Source organism: Proteus sp. FZP2095 (assembly GCF_023701425.1).
In the GTDB taxonomy this organism is placed as follows: domain Bacteria; phylum Pseudomonadota; class Gammaproteobacteria; order Enterobacterales; family Enterobacteriaceae; genus Proteus; species Proteus cibarius.
On sequence record NZ_JAMQBJ010000003.1, the window covers coordinates 1 to 16032 of the forward strand.

Consider the following 16032-nt stretch of genomic DNA (forward strand, 5'->3'; position numbering starts at 1 on the left):
TATTCATAAATGAATTTACTTTTGTTGTTCACTCTTCAAGACTTGATACATCTAATATTTTAGAAGATATCGTCTCTGCGAGTGCCCACACAGATTGTCTGATAATTTGTTAAAGAGCAGTGCAACATTCGCTGCCGTTTCCGGTCTTCTGCGTTGTTGCGAGGAGGTGCATTCTACATCTTCCTCATTCAGTGTCAAGCGTTTATCTTCAAGGCTTTCCACTTTTTTCTTCGTTCTCTCAGTCAGTTCGCTTAGCGCCCTGTGCCGTGACAACGAGGACGCATTATAGGGAGTTTTCTGAGGCTGGCAATAGTTTTTTTAAAAAAAATATTCGTTTGTTGGTAAATTAAACGAAGTGCCTATTTTTTGTAGCTTTTTAGCCATTTTGGCAAGTCTGCAAGGCTATCGAGAACAAAATCTGCGCACTGTTGTGCCTCTTCAGTTATCTCTTTTCCTGTGCGAACAAGAATTTTATGACCCACTCCCGCAGCTTTTGCTGCCAACATATCTTCTTTTTTATCACCTACCATATAAGAAGAAGCCATATCGATGTTTAATTGTGCTTTTGCATCCATAAACATACCTGAGGCTGGTTTGCGACAATCACACGCTTTCTTATATTCTTCTATAATGGCATCAGGATGATGAGGACAATAATAGATACCATCTAAATCAACACCTCTATCAGCCAAAGACCAATCCATCCACTCTGTTAGGTGTAAAAATTGATCTTCACTATAGTAGCCACGACCAATACCCGATTGATTAGTCACTAGTACCAAGGCATATCCCATAGCTTTTAATTCAGCCATTGCCTCAATGACGCCATCGATAAACTCAAAGTTATCACTTTCAGACACATAACCATGGTCTATATTAATAGTTCCATCGCGATCTAAGAAAATCGCAGAAATCCCCTTGCTCACAACATTACTCCATTTAGAAATTTTTATTAGTATCGCATGTTTTTTCTTATATAGAGAATGATATCCACGGCTTTCTTTCTTTATTACTCTTCAACTCTTTTTTATTGACTTAGCCGTCTAGACGCCTTAACATCTATTTTAACTCGGGCAGAATAGTCTTTATGTCCCATATCTACTTATATAAAGAAAAACATGATTAAACTGACGAATATAAACAAAGTGTTTAAGCAGGGAGAGCGTTCTATACAAGCGCTATCAAACATTAACCTGCATGTGCCTCAAGGGCAGATTTTTGGTGTTATCGGATCGTCAGGAGCGGGTAAAAGTACACTTATACGTTGTGTGAATATGTTAGAAAAACCAACTTCAGGTGAAGTGCTTGTTGATGGTCGTGATCTAACAAAGTTATCTGATAAAGAGTTAACAAAAGCACGTCGTGGTATTGGCATGATTTTCCAACATTTCAACTTACTGTCTTCTCGTACAGTGTTTGATAATGTAGCGCTACCCTTAGAACTTGATAATACGCCTCGTGCTGAAATTAATAAGCGTGTTAATGAATTACTTGAATTAGTCGGTTTGTCAGATAAAAAAGAGTATTACCCAGCAAATTTATCTGGCGGACAAAAGCAACGTGTTGCAATTGCACGCGCACTAGCAAATTCACCAAATGTTTTATTGTGTGATGAAGCAACTAGCGCGCTTGATCCAGCTACAACACGCTCTATTTTAGCATTATTAAAAGACATTAACCGTCGTTTAGGCCTCACCATTTTATTAATTACTCATGAAATGGATGTTGTAAAACGCATTTGTGATCAAGTTGCAGTAATAAGTGGTGGTGAATTAGTTGAAAGTGATGCCGTGAGTGAAGTTTTCTCTCATCCAAAAACACCAGTTTCTCAGGCGTTTATCCAATCAACACTACAATTAGATATTCCTGAAGATTACAAAGAACGAATGAAACCAGAGTGGGAAGAAGGTTTATTCCCATTATTGAAACTTGAATTTAATGGTCAATCAGTTGATGCACCATTAATGTCCATCGTTGCACGTCGTTTTGACGCAGATATTAATATCTTAAGTTCACAAATGGACTATGCCGGTGGAGTGAAGTTTGGCGTGATGTTAGCTGAATTACACGGTAAGAATGGTAATACTGAAAAGTCGATTGCATTTTTAGAAGAGCATCATGTGAAAGTAGAGGTTCTCGGTTATGTCTGAAGGAATGGTTTATTTATTAATTAGTGGGATCTGGGAAACCTTAGTCATGACCTTCGTTTCAGGCTTCTTTGGTTTTGTTATCGGGCTACCACTTGGTGTTTTACTTTATGTCACACGTCCTGAACAAATTATGGCAAACCCACCTGCCTATCGTGTTATCTCAGCACTTGTGAATATTTTTAGGGCTATCCCTTTTATTATCTTACTTGTATGGATGATCCCTTTTACTCGTTTGGTTGTAGGAACATCTATTGGCTTACAAGCAGCTATCGTGCCATTAACTGTTGCAGCAGCACCTTTTATTGCTCGTATGGTCGAAAATACGCTATTGGAAATCCCACAAGGATTAATTGAAGCATCTCGTTCTATGGGTGCAACACCAATGCAAATTATTAAGAAAATTTTATTACCAGAATCTTTACCAGGCTTGATTAACGCTGCAACTATTACACTGATTACATTAGTAGGTTACTCAGCAATGGGTGGTGCCGTTGGTGCAGGTGGTTTAGGTCAAATAGGCTATCAATATGGTTACGTTGGCTATAATGCAACTGTAATGAATATTGTGATTGTTCTACTCGTTATTCTTGTTTTTATCATTCAGTTTTTCGGCGATCGCTTAGTGAAGCTGACAACACATAAATAATTAAATTAAAGGTTTCAATTATTAAATCGAAACCTTTTAGTTAACGGATCAAATAAGGGTAAATGTATGTCATTAAAATTTAAATCGCTCGCAGTCGTAAGTGCTTTAGTTGGCGCATTAGCATTAGCTGGTTGTGGTGAAAAAGAAAAAGATCCAAACCATATTCGTGTTGGTGTTATTTCTGGTTCTGAGCAACAAGTTGCCGAAGTAGCAAAACAAGTTGCTAAAGATAAATACGGTCTTGATGTAGAACTCGTTACTTTCAATGACTTCGTAATGCCGAATGAATCATTGAGTCGCGGTGATATCGATCTTAATGCATTCCAGCACAAACCTTATTTAGATCAGCAAATTAAAGATCGTAATTTCAAAATTACAGCTGTAGGAAATACATTTATTTATCCTATTGCAGGTTATTCTAAAAAAATTACTGATTTAGCCGATTTACCTGATGGTGCTCAAGTCGCTATCCCTAACGATCCAACTAATTTAGGCCGTTCACTGCTGTTATTAGAAAAAGTAGGATTAATTAAATTAAAAGATGGTGTGGGTTTATTACCAACTTCTTTAGATATTATTGAAAATCCTAAAAATCTAAAATTAGTAGAATTAGAAGCGCCTCAATTACCACGTTCATTAGATGATCAAAAAATCTATTTAGCTGTAATCAATACAACTTATGCTAGCCAAGTAAACTTAACACCAGCAAAAGACGGTATTTTTGTTGAAGATAAAGACTCTCCATATGTAAATATCATTGTTGCTCGCGAAGATAATAAAGACAGTGAAAATGTGAAGAAGTTTATCCAAGCCTACCAAACTGATGAAGTAGATAGTGCTGCAAATAAAATCTTTAACGGCGGTGCTGTAAAAGGCTGGTAATACGTTAAAATTTAGCTTAATTATAAAAAAGGCGGACATTTGTTCGCCTTTCTCTTTTTTACTTGGCTAATTTGCATTAAATTAGTGCCGTTTAATTTTTGTATAGACAATAATAAAGAGGATATTACCCATGCACATGCGCTTGCTACTTATTGGCATCATGGCGCTGTTTATGACAGGCTGTTCAATGCAAAAATCATCTGATGTTGATCAGTCTAAATTTACGGATATGCGTTTAAATAAACCCGGACAGCCACCAAAACCAAGATCACAGACTTTACCTTCGGTGCGTATTGTTGAAAAAACAGAAGACCTTTTAGGTGCTCCTTTTAAAGATCTCGGTATCGTCGCTGGTGAATCTTGTCGTCAAACATTGCAAGATCCACCAGCAAGTTTACCTATTGCTAAAAAAAGTATGGCAGCAAAAGCGGCTTACAAAAATGCGAATGCCGTTTTATTGCATGAATGCCAAATTGTCACAGGCTTAGGTTGCTATCAATCCGCTATTTGTGAAGGCACAGCATTACTCATTACCAAATGAACACCTACCAAATGAATCCTATAGGGCATATCTCAAGCCCTTATAAAGAAAAATTTGCCGTTCCACGCCAACCTGGATTGATCCAGGATGGCGGCGGTCAACTTATTCTACATACACCTTATAATCACCCTGATGTAGTTCGAGGCTTAGAGCAATTTAGTCATCTTTGGTTGATCTTTGTTTTTCATCAAACAGCACAACAAGGTTGGCATCCTCTCGTTCGTCCCCCTAGATTAGGTGGAAACGCCAAAATTGGTGTATTTGCAACTCGCTCAACCTTTCGCCCCAACCCAATTGGCATGTCATTAGTTGAATTGAAAAAAGTAAACACGGACAACCAGTCTGTTATTTTAGAATTGGGTAGCCTTGATTTAGTGGATGGCACTCCTATTCTTGATATCAAACCTTATTTACCGTTTGCAGAATCGCGCCCAAATGCGATTGCAGGGTTTGCACAAGAAGCACCTAGTAACGAAATGCCCGTTTTCTTTTCACAAGTTGCATCAGAACAACTGCAACACTATGCCAATGAGTACCCTCACCTTTCACGTTTTATTACCCAAGTATTACAGCAAGATCCTCGTCCTGCTTATAAAAAGGGCGAACAAAGTGATAGAATTTATGCGGTACACTTACTCGAATTTAATGTTCGCTGGCAAGTCGATGGACAACAGACACTTGTTCTTAGTATAGAACCGCGGTAACTTGCTACTATCTTCATTGATATTGCTATTATGAATAGTCTAATCTGAGAGTCATTCTCATGTCTTTAGACAAATCAGATTGAAAAAAATGCTTTGCCCCTTTTGGCAGACCTAAGTCACTGGTAGACTAAAGTCTTTCTCTAATTATATTGATGTAGACTGGCGTGACAGTCAGCCTAAGTATTTTTGTTCTAATGGAACCTAATAATGCGTACTAGCCACTATTTGCTCTCTACTTTAAAAGAGACACCTGCTGATGCAGAAATTGTCAGCCATCAACTTATGCTTCGCGCAGGCATGATCCGCAAACTCGCTTCTGGTCTTTATGATTGGATGCCGACAGGGGTTCGTGTTCTAAGAAAAATTGAAAAAATTGTTCGTGAAGAGATGGACAACGCAGGATCTCTTGAGATTTCAATGCCCGTTGTTCAACCCGCTGACTTATGGCTAGAAAGTGGTCGTTGGGAACAGTATGGCCCTGAATTACTGCGTTTTTCAGACAGAGGCGAGCGCCCATTTGTTTTAGGCCCAACCCACGAAGAAGTTGTTACTGATATTGTTCGTAATGAAATTACCTCTTACAAACAACTTCCACTGAATTTATATCAAATTCAAACTAAATTCCGCGACGAAGTACGCCCTCGTTTTGGTGTTATGCGCTCTCGCGAATTTATCATGAAAGATGCTTACTCTTTCCATATCTCTCAAGAGTCTTTACAAGAGACTTATGACAGAATGTATGAAGCCTACAGCAAAATTTTCTCACGTATTGGTTTAGATTTCCGTCCAGTACTTGCAGATACAGGCTCTATTGGTGGTAACGCCTCTCATGAATTCCAAGTTTTAGCTGACAGCGGTGAAGATGATATCGTCTTCTCTACCGGCTCTGACTATGCTGCCAATATCGAATTAGCCGAAGCAGTAATGCCTGCAACGCCACGTGCAGCTGCAACTGAAGAATTACGTTTAGTAGATACACCAAACGCTAAAACAATTGCTGAATTAGTTGAACAGTTCAATCTACCAATTGAAAAAACAGTTAAGACACTGATTGTTCATGGTACGAAAGAAAGTGGTCACCCATTAGTTGCATTATTAGTTCGTGGCGACCACGAGCTTAATGAAGTTAAAGCAGAAAAATGCACTATCGTTGCGGCTCCTTTAACTTTCGCTACTGAAGCTGAAATTCGCCAAGCTGTAAATGCAGGTCCAGGTTCATTAGGCCCAGTTAATCTGCCACTACCTGTTATTATGGATCGTTCTGTCTCTGTAATGAGTGATTTTGGTGCTGGTGCAAACGTTGATGGTAAACACTATTTTGGTATCAACTGGGAGCGTGACCTGCCTGTTGCTGAAATTGCTGATATCCGTAATGTTGTTGAAGGCGATCCAAGCCCAGACGGTAAAGGAACATTACTGATCAAACGTGGTATTGAAGTTGGTCATATTTTCCAACTTGGCACAAAATACTCAGAAGCATTAAAAGCAACGGTACAAAACGAAGAAGGTCATAACCAAATTGTTACTATGGGTTGTTATGGTATCGGTGTAACTCGTATTGTTGCTGCTGCTATTGAACAAAATCATGATGCTCGCGGTATTATTTGGCCAGATGCGATTGCACCATTCCAAGTAGCTATTTTGCCAATGAATATGCATCGTTCTTATCGTGTTAAAGAAGTTGCTGACAGACTTTATGACGAATTGCGTGCTCAAGGTATTGATGTTCTGTTTGATGACCGTAAAGAGCGTCCGGGTGTAATGTTTGCTGATATGGAACTTATCGGTATTCCACACACTATCGTGATTGGTGATCGTAATCTAGACAACAATCAAATCGAATATAAAGCGCGTCGTAGTGATGATAAATCACTAGTCAATGTTGACGATGTTGTTGCCTTTATTAAAGAGCAACTCGCTTAATTATTAGTCCCCTAATCTTTAAGGGGCTTGATTGATAAAACAAAAAACCCGCATCAGCGGGTTTTTTATTAGGAAGAAATAGAGACTAAAACTTAGCTTCTGCCACCACGATGGTTTCCGCAAGAGCCATGGCGATTAAAACGAGGTTTTTCATCAGTAACCACTAACGCTCTGTCATATTTACCATCTTCCATTGAGGGACGAATACTGTAATAACCATTAACTTCGAGGTAAACCGGTGTTCCACCATCAACCCCCGTTGAGAAATAGCCTTTTTCCAATTCAATGCCACTGGCTGCGTAAACACGCCCTGATTGGCAGTCTTTAAATGTTCCCGCATCGGCGAAATAAGTAAACTCACCGGCAAGCTGTTTAGGCTGAACCTTAGCCAAGGTATAATTCAGCTCTGAATTAATCACGTTGCCATCAATATCAAGCATGACTAATTTATCTTCACGAGGTAAGTAATAGCTTTTCTCACCATAGCTATTAGTCAACGTCAGCTTATCTTTACCTAATACCCATGTTCCTGATTCAAAGAAACTACGTTTATCATCAGGTGAACCTTGATAGCTTTGCTCCATAACATAAGAGCCATCTTGATTAACAAGAATTGTTGTGTCGATACCAGAGCAATCGGCACACGGCAGAATACTGTTATAAGTTTGGTCTACAATTTTTCCATCAAGTGATAAGCCAATATTATTTTGGCAACCTGACAGTACAAATAACCCAGCAGCAACAGCTGCAAATAAAAGTTTTTTCCCCATCATCGACTCCCTACATTCTGGGTACTTTTTAATAAATCATTCTCAATATGATTCTAACATTTTTTAAAATAAAAGGGGGTAATAAAACAAGCTTTAAGATAAATGCACCCATAATTGTTAATTATTTCTCAAATCACTTCGAATAAAGAACTATTTCAGAAAATTATTATAATAACTATTGTGCTCACATCGAATAACAGCATAATGATTTTATTCTGAATTATTCACTGGCGGCAACACCGCCACGAACGAGTGGTGAGGGAATATGTCAACAAATACAGAATATCAACCAATTAACTGTGATGATTATGAGTATCTGGAGTTAGCATGCCAGCGTGGTTTAGCGCTCCATATTGAACTGCATGATGGTGAGCTTATTGAAGGCATTGCGGATGACCTTTTCTTAAGCAAGAAGGTTGAATACTTAAAAGTCAAAACATCTGAAGGTTCTAAAGACTTAAGGCTGGATATCATTGCCAGCTTTTCAAATCCCGAACTTGGGACTATTGTTATAAAATCGGAATAACCAAATAAAGAACAACCGCCAACTGGCGGTTGTTCATTCATGAGCCTCTTGCCACTCAATAGTAATAGCGTGTTCTGATGTTGCTTTTCCCTCAGAAGTAACAAAAGTATTAATAGCTGCAATTAACGTATCATTATAATAAATCAAAGGAATTCTAGTTCTACGCCAAGGCGCAACTTCAAGCTCTTGCCAAATCTTTTTACTATGTCGAGCGTGCTCTCGCCCTACAATACGCAAAGATGTTTGTGTTAAACCAAAACGCACTGTGACTTTTTCATCACTAAAAGGCGCTCTAACGGTGTTTTTTCCTGTTTCAGCTATGAGTGATAATGCTCCTAATCCATTAGGTAAACACAAAGGCTCAGTGAGCGACCACTCAATAACATGATGAATCGGGTCTTGGATAATTGGAACGAGATAAAGGCGCTGTTTATAGCGTCTAATTTCATCTTGATAAAATTGTAATCTAGGCTCGGCATCTTCTTTTGCTAAAGCAACCTCTTGCCATAATCGTAAGATTTGTTGTCTTGATGGCATGGTCTTATTGTGTTTAGCAAACCAGCGCCTCAATAAAGCATTTCGCTTGATAACACTACAATGAGTCAGTTGATTGATATCTAAACTGTGCTCACTGTCCATTAAAGCATTAAGCTCAGAATCTAATAGTTCATCTAGTAGTGCTTCTTGTTCTCCACACAATGCCGCACTTCGAGTAACCGCTTGTGAAAAGTGAGGCCATCGTTGAGTCAATAAAGGCATAACACGCAACCGTAAAAAATTGCGATCATAACGGTCATCTTGATTACTATCGTCTTCTATCCAATCTAACCCTTGTTCAGTAGCATAAGATTCAATTTGCTCACGTGTAATATTGAGTAATGGTCGAAGTAAATAGCTATTTTCAAATACCATTTTTACTGGCATTGAAGAAAGCCCAGCAGGACCGCTACCTCGCTTTAAAGCCAGTAAAAAGGTCTCTGCTTGATCATCTTGATGTTGAGCTGTCACTAACACTTGTTGTGGCAGCAAATATCGACGAAAAGCTTGGTAACGCGCCTCTCTTGCACCATTTTCAAGACCACCTTCTTTAGGATCTACATTTACTTTTTCACTGATAAAATCGACATGCCATTGCTGACAACATTGTTCACAATGAGCAAGCCAGTTATCCGCTTTGATGTTTAATCCATGATGAATATAGATAGCCGTTAATTCTAAAGGTAATTGGAATTCATCACGTAAACGTACAAGCCCTTGTAATAAAACTGTGGAATCTACTCCACCACTAAAACCCACCAATATTTTAGTGTAAGGATCAATTTGTTGTTTGATTTCTCTAAGGAGTAAGCCGTATTCCTGTTTCATCGTATCGTCATTTATCAGTTAATTCAGATGATTATGTTAAGCTTTTCTACCTGATTTTGCACGAATACAAAGTATCCCTGCAATTAATACCAAACCTAGTCCTACTGCATAAGCAATAACAAAAGGATCGTGAAATATAACGACTAACCAAATCATTGAAAGCACAGGCGAAAGAAAAACAACGGAAGCTATTTTGGTCGACTCACCACTGTTCATGGCTTTAAACCATAAAATATAAGAGACACCGTTGATTAATACACCATTTAAAACAACAGGAAGCCAAGATGAACTATCTGGTAATTTAAACTCACTAAGCATCAACATTAGAATCAATGAAACCAATGTTGAAAAAATAAATAACCATACCGTGCTCATATAAGCATCAAGTGAGAATTGTTTGGAAAGCACAGACATTAATGCAAAACAAAAGGCTCCAGCAAAGACGAGTAATAAAGCTTGAGGATTATCGACAGCAATTGCTGTGATGTTTCCTTTAGTGAAGGTGATAATAACGGCAATAAAACCTAAAATAACCCCAATGATTTGTCCTAAAGTCAGCCTATCTTTCAGTAAAACAACCGATAATCCAATAATTAATAATGGCCAACTATACTGTATTACTAATACCGCAATGCCATTCTCTAATATGTAACCGTAATAGAGCAATAAATAGAATAGACAATCTAACCCACCAAGAATAAACACTTTCCAATAGATCGATTTAGATAAATTAAATAATTGTGTTGGCGTTTTCTTCATAAAAAGTGCAGTGAGAATAACTGCAATCATTGAGAAAATATTGGACCAAAATAAAAATTGAAAACTATCTAAAGAAGCTTGCCCTATACGAGAAATAACGGGAATAAAACTCCAAATCAATACACATAATAATGCATAGATAAAGGATCTTGTGGTAATTGAGAATGCCATATAAAAACCAAAATAGTTAATTTATTGTTAAAATCGTATTTTTGATAATAAAGCGTTTAAACAAAAAAGACAGTAAAGAATAGAAGTAAGAGATAAATAAAAATCAGCAGAATAATGATTATTCTGCTTTATATTAAAAAACACCATTAAGCAGTAAAACCGCCATCTACTAAATAAGAGGCGCCAGTAACAAAGGAGGCTGCATCACTAGCTAAAAATACCACAACATTAGCTACCTCTTCTGGTGTACCGAGGCGACCAATAGGATGCAGTCTCGCTAACTTTTGCTTATCAAGTTCACGACCATCTAATAAAGGTGTATCAATATATCCCGGACAAACTGCATTAACACGAATACCTTTGCTTGCATAATCAATAGCAAGTGTTTGTGTCAGTAATTTAACACCGCCTTTTGATGCGCAATAGGCAGGAAATTCATGTTGACCAACAAAGGAACAAATCGAACTGCAATTAACAATCGCACCTGATAGTTGGTTTTTCAGCCAATATTGAATTGCTGCACGATTAATCAGAAAGAGTCCATTAAGATTAACATCTAATACCCCTTTCCATTTTTCATACTCTAATTTATCTGCGATGTTATCGGTTAAAACTCCGGCATTAGCAAAGATAAAATCCAATCGCCCATATTTGTTTACGACATAATCAATAAGTTGTTCGTTTTCTTTTTCACTTTTCACATCCATTTGTATAAATTCACCTAAAAATCCTTTCTTTTTTAGATATTTTTCTGCTTTTTTGCCTCGTTCTAAATTACTGCCAGTGATAACAACTGATGCCCCTAAGGATAAAAACTTTTCCGCAGAAGCCAAACCAATACCACTATTACCGCCTGTAATAATTCCAACTTGACCATTAAACGATATCATCGCTTTTTCCTCATAAAAGAAGTAAATGACTCTATAAAATAATAGATATGACTAATTATTCTTTTAGTAAAAAAGTGAATTAATATTGTTTTTGAGATCAAATTAACATATTGATATATAATATATTATGGTTAATATCACTTGGATTTATTGTCTTGGAAAGAGATAGTTATATGGATAAAAAAAACCTCATGTCGTCAACATGAGGCTCTCTTTTATTTTTGAATAGCACCATGCTATCAGCAGTAACCGTATTCCATTAAACGTTGGTAACGACGGTTTGTTAGCTCTTCTGAGTCAAATGTATCTAACTCTTCTAAATCAGATTTAATTTGTGCTTTTAAAGACGCTGCAATTTCATCATGATGACGATGTGCGCCACCTAAAGGCTCAGGAATAACCGTATCAATTAGCTTAAGCTCTTTTAAACGGCTTGCAGTAATACCCATTGCTTCTGCAGCTAGAGGAGCTTTATCTGCACTTTTCCAAAGGATAGATGCACAACCTTCTGGTGAAATAACAGAATAAGTGCTGTATTGCAGCATATTCACTTTGTCGCCAACACCAATAGCTAACGCACCACCAGAACCACCTTCACCAATAACAGTACAGATGATTGGCACACCAAAGCGTGACATTTCACGTAAGTTACGTGCGATTGCTTCTGATTGGCCACGCTCTTCTGCACCCACTCCCGGATAAGCACCCGGAGTATCAATAAAGGTGATAATAGGAAGATTAAAACGTTGCGCCATTTCCATTAAACGAAGTGCTTTACGATAACCTTCCGGCGCTGGCATACCAAAGTTACGGCGGATTTTCTCTTTTGTTTCACGTCCTTTCTGGTGCCCAATAACCATAACAGGGCGACCGTCTAAACGCGCGATACCACCAACAATAGCTTTATCATCAGCATAAGCACGATCGCCTGCTAATTCTTGGAAGTCAGTAAAGATACGATGAATATAATCCAGTGTGTAAGGTCTTAATGGATGACGTGCAAGTTGTGCAACTTGCCATGCACCAAGATCAGAAAAAATCTTACGCGTTAGCTCTAGGCTTTTTTCTCTTAAGCGTGAAACTTCTTCATCGATATTAATATCAATTTTTTCATCATGTTGGCTAACTGCGGTTAGCGAATCAATTTTCGCTTCTAACTCGGCAATTGGCTGTTCAAAATCCAGAAAATTAAGACTCATAACATTCCTATTTTAGTCAAATTCTAATTCTACCTGCTCATTACCCAGCAGAGTTCGCAGATCCGTTAAAAGCATATCTGTTGGCGTTACACGCCAAGTCGCACCAAATCGTAAACGTGCGCAGGCATCATGCTTTTCAAAATAAAGGTGAACCGGTATCGTGCCTGAACGATGAGGTTCTAAAACGCCGCGAAGACGATTTAATAATTGCTCATTAATTTGCCTGTCCGATAATGAGATAGCAAGTCCTCGTGCGTATTTTTCACGGGCTTCGTTGATATCCATAAGTTCGCGGACCGTCATTTTAAGCCCACCATTGAAATCATCAAAGCTGACCTGCCCAGTGGCAATTAAAATCTTGTCTTGTTCTAATAAATGTTGGTATTTATCCAAAGCATCAGAAAATAACATAATTTCTAAGCGACCTGAACGATCATCTAAGGTACAGACACCGATCCGATTTCCACGTTTCGTTGTAAACACTTTAGAAGCGAGCACTAAGCCTGCTACCTTCACCATTTGACCGCGTGGTGTTGGTACTAAATCCTTTAGACGCGTTCCTGCTGCATATCGTTCAATTTCTTTTAAATAACGTGTGATCGGATGACCCGTTAAATATAAACCTAAAGTCTCACGCTCACCTTCTAAAACGACTTGGTCTGGCCATTTAGGTATATTGGCATAAGAACGTTCAACTTGTTCAGGAGCTTCAGCTAACACACCGAACATGTCCGATTGCCCTATTGCTTCAGCTTTGGCGTGTTGGTCTGCGGCTTTTAATGCATCTTCTAATGAAGACATCAAAGCAGCACGATGGGGCCCCAGCTTATCGAATGCGCCTGACATTATCAGTTTTTCCATCACTCGGCGATTCAATTTTTTCGTTTCTGTTCTAGCACAGAGATCAAAAATATCTTTAAAGTGACCACCTTGCTGGCGCGCTTCTACAATTGCTTCAATTGGGCCTTCACCCACACCTTTAATGGCACCAATACCATAAACGATTTCGCCTTCATCATTTACGTGGAAATGATAAAGGCCACTATTAATATCAGGAGGAAGAACCTTTAAGCCCATTCTCCAACATTCATCAACCAATCCCACCACTTTTTCAGTATTATCCATATCTGCCGTCATTACAGCAGCCATAAATTCAGCTGGATAGTGGGCTTTTAGCCATAATGTTTGATAAGAAACTAATGCATATGCTGCTGAGTGTGATTTATTAAATCCATAACCGGCGAATTTCTCCACCAAGTCAAAGATCTTCATAGCAAGCTCACCATCGACGCCGTTTTTGATAGCACCTTCTTCAAAAACAGAGCGTTGCTTTGCCATCTCTTCAGGTTTTTTCTTACCCATTGCGCGTCGTAACATATCCGCGCCACCTAGCGTATATCCCGCAAGAACCTGTGCAATTTGCATAACTTGTTCTTGGTATAGGATAACACCATAGGTTGGTTCTAGAACGGGCTGTAAGCTTTCATGTTGCCACTTAACATCAGGGTATGAAATCTCTTCAACACCATGTTTACGGTCGATAAAGTTATCTACCATGCCTGACTGCAATGGCCCTGGACGAAATAGAGCAACAAGTGCAATCATATCTTCAAAGCAGTCAGGACGTAGACGTTTGATAAGATCTTTCATACCACGAGATTCCAGCTGGAATACCGCAGTTGTTTCTGAACGCTGCAACATATCAAAGCTACGCTGATCCGTTAATGGGATCGCTGAAATATCAACAGGTTCGAGTGACTTTTTAGCACGTCGGGCATTAATCATCTCTAATGCCCAGTTAATAATGGTTAGTGTTCTTAAACCTAAGAAGTCAAATTTAACAAGACCGGCATATTCAACGTCGTTCTTATCAAATTGTGTAACGGGGTTATTTCCCTCTGCATCACAATAAAGTGGTGCAAAATCAGTAATTTTTGTTGGTGAAATAACAACACCACCCGCATGTTTACCTGCATTACGTGTTACCCCTTCTAATTTACGAGCCATATCAATAAGAGATTTAACCTCTTCATCGGCTTCATAAATTTCAGGTAATTGAGGCTCGGCAGCAAATGCTTTCTCCAGCGTCATACCCGGATCAGGAGGAACAAGTTTTGAAATTCTATCAACAAAACCGTAAGGGTGCCCTAAAACGCGACCAACATCACGAATAACAGCTTTCGCCGCCATCGTACCAAATGTAATGATCTGAGATACTGCATCTCGACCGTACATTTCAGCAACGTGATCGATAACTCTATCGCGTTTTTCCATACAGAAATCGACGTCAAAGTCAGGCATTGAAACACGTTCAGGGTTAAGGAATCGTTCGAAAAGCAAGTCAAACTCAAGAGGATCGAGATCCGTGATTTTCAGTGAGTACGCCACTAGTGAACCGGCACCTGAACCTCGTCCAGGACCAACAGGAACACCATTATCTTTAGACCACTGAATAAACTCCATCACGATAAGGAAGTAACCTGGGAATCCCATCTGGTTAATCACTTTCAGCTCGATATCAAGGCGTTCATCATATTCAGGACGTCTTTTTTGTCGCTCTTCGGGATCTGGAAATAAAAAAGCTAAACGCTCTTCCAAACCTTCTTGTGATTTTTTGACGAGGAAATCTTCTGTACTCATATCCCCTGTTGGGAATTGTGGAAGGAAGTATTCCCCTAAGCGGATCGTGACATTACAGCGTTTAGCGATTTCAACACTGTTTTCTAATGCTTCAGGTATATCAGCAAATAATTCACACATTTCTTCTTCTGTGCGCATATATTGCTGAGGACTATAATTCTTAGGGCGCTTAGGATCAGATAACGTAAATCCATCATGAATAGCGACACGAATTTCGTGTGCATCAAAGTCATCACTATCAAGAAAACAGACATCATTGGTTGCAACAACAGGCAAACCTTTTTCAGAAGCCAGTGCAACGGCTTCATGAAGATAAGTTTCCTCATCAGTACGACCTGTACGGATCAGTTCTAGATAATAACTATCAGGAAAATGAGTTTGATAATACTCAAGGCATTGATCGACTAAAGCTCGATTACCACGAAGTAGGAACTTACCCACATCCCCCATTCTACCGCCTGAAAGTAACAAGAGCCCTTCTTTATAGGTTGTTAACCACTCTTGTTTAATCGTCGGTCCAACAGCGCCGTAACCGTGTTTGTAAGCTTCAGAAATCAATAAAGTTAGGTTTTGATACCCTATATTATTGCGTGCAAGAATAGTGAGATGAGCATATTCATCACCTAATAATTCTGTTTCAAGGTAAACATCAGCACCAATGATAGGCTTAATGCCTGCACCATGTGCAGCACCATAGAATTTCACTAGCCCACACAAGTTAGTGAAATCAGTAATCGCAAAAGCAGGCATTCCTAGCGAAGCCACTTTCTTCACAAGAGGCCCTGTTTTTGCCAATCCATCGATCATTGAATAATCGCTGTGTACCCTAAGATGGATAAAACGAGGATCTGCCATAGTGTTTAATT

Annotated in this window: 14 protein-coding genes; 7 read left to right on the forward strand and 7 right to left on the reverse strand. The window is 38.8% G+C overall.

Annotation, left to right across the window (positions count from 1 at the left end; all coding sequences use genetic code 11):
* Nucleotides 1-359: 359 nt before the first annotated feature.
* Entirely contained in the window at nucleotides 360-926 is a 567-nt protein-coding gene (gmhB, locus tag NBG71_RS12895) for a D-glycero-beta-D-manno-heptose 1,7-bisphosphate 7-phosphatase (protein ID WP_250916907.1), read from the reverse strand.
* 192 nt (nucleotides 927-1118) lie between these two features.
* Here gmhB and metN point away from each other — a divergent pair, with 192 nt between their 5' ends.
* The 6 genes from metN (at nucleotide 1119) to proS (ending at nucleotide 6846) form a co-directional block, all read left to right on the forward strand.
* A complete protein-coding gene (gene metN, locus NBG71_RS12900; RefSeq protein WP_075671664.1) occupies nucleotides 1119-2150 on the forward strand; it encodes a methionine ABC transporter ATP-binding protein MetN in 1032 nt (343 codons plus the stop codon).
* Nucleotides 2143-2796 (forward strand): methionine ABC transporter permease MetI, encoded by a 654-nt coding sequence (locus NBG71_RS12905; protein WP_023582692.1) that lies wholly within the window; start codon nucleotides 2143-2145, stop codon nucleotides 2794-2796. The genes metN and NBG71_RS12905 overlap by 8 nt, the downstream gene beginning before the upstream one ends.
* A 66-nt stretch (nucleotides 2797-2862) precedes the next feature.
* Nucleotides 2863-3678: a MetQ/NlpA family lipoprotein gene (locus NBG71_RS12910; RefSeq protein ID WP_075671666.1), complete on the forward strand. Its 816-nt coding sequence runs from the start codon at nucleotides 2863-2865 to the stop codon at nucleotides 3676-3678.
* Between the two features lie 130 nt (nucleotides 3679-3808).
* Nucleotides 3809-4219 carry an envelope stress sensor lipoprotein RcsF gene (gene rcsF, locus NBG71_RS12915; RefSeq protein ID WP_083629073.1) on the forward strand — a complete coding sequence of 137 codons (411 nt, stop codon included), beginning with the start codon at nucleotides 3809-3811 and terminating at the stop codon, nucleotides 4217-4219.
* Nucleotides 4216-4923: a tRNA (N6-threonylcarbamoyladenosine(37)-N6)-methyltransferase TrmO gene (gene tsaA, locus NBG71_RS12920; protein WP_075671668.1), complete on the forward strand. Its 708-nt coding sequence runs from the start codon at nucleotides 4216-4218 to the stop codon at nucleotides 4921-4923. Before rcsF ends, tsaA begins: the two co-directional genes overlap by 4 nt.
* A 207-nt stretch (nucleotides 4924-5130) precedes the next feature.
* On the forward strand, nucleotides 5131-6846 hold the full coding sequence (proS, locus tag NBG71_RS12925; RefSeq protein WP_075671670.1) for a proline--tRNA ligase: 1716 nt from the start codon (nucleotides 5131-5133) through the stop codon (nucleotides 6844-6846).
* Nucleotides 6847-6938: 92 nt separating this feature from the next.
* On the opposite strand, the gene nlpE is transcribed toward proS, so the two are convergent.
* Nucleotides 6939-7619: an envelope stress response activation lipoprotein NlpE gene (gene nlpE, locus NBG71_RS12930; RefSeq protein ID WP_083629074.1), complete on the reverse strand. Its 681-nt coding sequence runs from the start codon at nucleotides 7617-7619 to the stop codon at nucleotides 6939-6941.
* A 262-nt stretch (nucleotides 7620-7881) separates the two neighbouring features.
* Here nlpE and rof point away from each other — a divergent pair, with 262 nt between their 5' ends.
* Nucleotides 7882-8142 (forward strand): Rho-binding antiterminator, encoded by a 261-nt coding sequence (gene rof, locus NBG71_RS12935; protein ID WP_075671674.1) that lies wholly within the window; start codon nucleotides 7882-7884, stop codon nucleotides 8140-8142.
* A 33-nt stretch (nucleotides 8143-8175) separates the two neighbouring features.
* On the opposite strand, the gene tilS is transcribed toward rof, so the two are convergent.
* From tilS to dnaE, 5 genes are all read right to left on the reverse strand, one after another.
* Entirely contained in the window at nucleotides 8176-9507 is a 1332-nt protein-coding gene (gene tilS / locus NBG71_RS12940; protein ID WP_250916908.1) for a tRNA lysidine(34) synthetase TilS, read from the reverse strand.
* Between the two features lie 36 nt (nucleotides 9508-9543).
* On the reverse strand, nucleotides 9544-10437 hold the full coding sequence (locus NBG71_RS12945) for a DMT family transporter (RefSeq protein ID WP_099660185.1): 894 nt from the start codon (nucleotides 10435-10437) through the stop codon (nucleotides 9544-9546).
* 146 nt (nucleotides 10438-10583) lie between these two features.
* Nucleotides 10584-11327: an SDR family NAD(P)-dependent oxidoreductase gene (locus tag NBG71_RS12950; protein ID WP_075671680.1), complete on the reverse strand. Its 744-nt coding sequence runs from the start codon at nucleotides 11325-11327 to the stop codon at nucleotides 10584-10586.
* 239 nt (nucleotides 11328-11566) lie between these two features.
* Entirely contained in the window at nucleotides 11567-12526 is a 960-nt protein-coding gene (accA, locus tag NBG71_RS12955; RefSeq protein ID WP_250916909.1) for an acetyl-CoA carboxylase carboxyl transferase subunit alpha, read from the reverse strand.
* A 12-nt stretch (nucleotides 12527-12538) separates the two neighbouring features.
* Nucleotides 12539-16021, reverse strand: a complete 3483-nt coding sequence (dnaE, locus tag NBG71_RS12960) for a DNA polymerase III subunit alpha (RefSeq protein WP_075671684.1) — start codon at nucleotides 16019-16021, stop codon at nucleotides 12539-12541.
* Between the last annotated feature and the right edge of the window lie 11 nt (nucleotides 16022-16032).

Excerpts from the sequence above, each read along its gene's own strand:
- accA (WP_250916909.1), bottom strand. The coding sequence starts at position 12,526 with ATGAGTCTTAATTTTCTGGATTTTGAACAGCCAATTGCCGAGTTAGAA.
- NBG71_RS12945 (WP_099660185.1), bottom strand. The coding sequence starts at position 10,437 with ATGGCATTCTCAATTACCACAAGATCCTTTATCTATGCATTATTATGT.
- tsaA (WP_075671668.1), top strand. The coding sequence starts at position 4,216 with ATGAACACCTACCAAATGAATCCTATAGGGCATATCTCAAGCCCTTAT.
- rof (WP_075671674.1), top strand. The coding sequence starts at position 7,882 with ATGTCAACAAATACAGAATATCAACCAATTAACTGTGATGATTATGAG.
- dnaE (WP_075671684.1), bottom strand. The coding sequence starts at position 16,021 with ATGGCAGATCCTCGTTTTATCCATCTTAGGGTACACAGCGATTATTCA.
- metN (WP_075671664.1), top strand. The coding sequence starts at position 1,119 with ATGATTAAACTGACGAATATAAACAAAGTGTTTAAGCAGGGAGAGCGT.
- NBG71_RS12910 (WP_075671666.1), top strand. The coding sequence starts at position 2,863 with ATGTCATTAAAATTTAAATCGCTCGCAGTCGTAAGTGCTTTAGTTGGC.
- nlpE (WP_083629074.1), bottom strand. The coding sequence starts at position 7,619 with ATGATGGGGAAAAAACTTTTATTTGCAGCTGTTGCTGCTGGGTTATTT.
- NBG71_RS12950 (WP_075671680.1), bottom strand. The coding sequence starts at position 11,327 with ATGATATCGTTTAATGGTCAAGTTGGAATTATTACAGGCGGTAATAGT.
- tilS (WP_250916908.1), bottom strand. The coding sequence starts at position 9,507 with ATGAAACAGGAATACGGCTTACTCCTTAGAGAAATCAAACAACAAATT.
- proS (WP_075671670.1), top strand. The coding sequence starts at position 5,131 with ATGCGTACTAGCCACTATTTGCTCTCTACTTTAAAAGAGACACCTGCT.
- NBG71_RS12905 (WP_023582692.1), top strand. The coding sequence starts at position 2,143 with ATGTCTGAAGGAATGGTTTATTTATTAATTAGTGGGATCTGGGAAACC.
- rcsF (WP_083629073.1), top strand. The coding sequence starts at position 3,809 with ATGCACATGCGCTTGCTACTTATTGGCATCATGGCGCTGTTTATGACA.